Genomic DNA, 1067 nt, shown 5'->3' with positions numbered 1-1067 from the left:
GTCCTGTCCGGTCCATCCCGCTCCGGGCAACTCGAGAAAGATAGCACGGGTTCGGGCTAGGCTCAAAACCATGGCCGAGAACATCGTGAACCCCGCCCGCCCGCGCCCCGAGGGCCGCGTCGTGGAGATCTGCCGCGACCTCATCCGGATCGACACGACCAACCGCGGGGGCAACGTCTCCGTCGGTGAGCCCGAGGCCGCGGAGTACTGTGCCCGGCTCATGGCCGAGGCGGGGATGACCCCCCGCTTCTTCGAGTCGGCGCCGGGCCGGGTCTCCGTCGTCGGGCACCTGCCGGGCTGGGATCCGGAGGCGCCGGGGCTCGTCATCCATGGGCACACGGACGTGGTCCCCGCCGAGGCGGACGAGTGGAGCGTGGACCCGTTCGGTGCCGAGCTCAAGGACGGCATGATCTGGGGGCGCGGCGCCGTGGACATGAAGGGCATGGACGCCATGGTGCTCGCGGTGCTGCTGCACCTGGCCCGCACGGGCCGCCGGCCGCGGCGCCCCCTGACGGTCGCGTTCTTCGCCGACGAGGAGGCCGGCGGCGTCTACGGCGCACGCTGGGTCGTGGACCACCACCCCGAGGTGTTCGACGGGTGCACCGAGGCGATCTCCGAGGTGGGGGGCTTCTCCACCGAGGTGCACGGCTCGCGCGCCTACCTCGTGCAGACCGCGGAGAAGGGGCTCACCTGGCTCAACCTCACCGCGCAGGGCGCCCCCGGGCACGGCTCGGCCCCGCACCCGGACAACGCGGTCACCCGGCTGGCCGGCGCCATGACCCGCATCGGCGGGCACGAGTGGCCGCTCGTGTACACCAAGACCACGCGCGCGCTGCTCGAACAGGTGGCCGAGATCATGGGCGTGGACTTCGACGAGACGGACCCGACGCCGCAGCTCGACGCCCTCGGGCAGGCCCGGTCCTGGGTGGCCGGCACCCTGCGCACCTCGTCCAACCCGACGGGGCTGACCGCCGGCTACAAGCACAACGTCATCCCGTCCTCGGCCACCGGAACCGTGGACGTCCGCCTGATCCCCGGGGAGGAGGAGTCCGCGCTCGCCACGATCG

1 protein-coding gene is annotated in these 1067 nt (G+C 72.5%); it reads left to right on the top strand.

From position 1 onward, the window contains the following. Positions 1-70: 70 nt before the first annotated feature. Positions 71-1067: M20/M25/M40 family metallo-hydrolase (locus AB0N07_RS51995; RefSeq protein ID WP_365848114.1), on the top strand; the 997-nt coding region annotated here is incomplete at its 3' end.

This window comes from Streptomyces sp. NPDC051172 (assembly GCF_040682555.1).
GTDB lineage: Bacteria > Actinomycetota > Actinomycetes > Streptomycetales > Streptomycetaceae > Streptomyces.
Note: the sequence above shows the minus strand (reverse complement) of the source record. Positions and strands in the feature narration are given on the sequence as shown.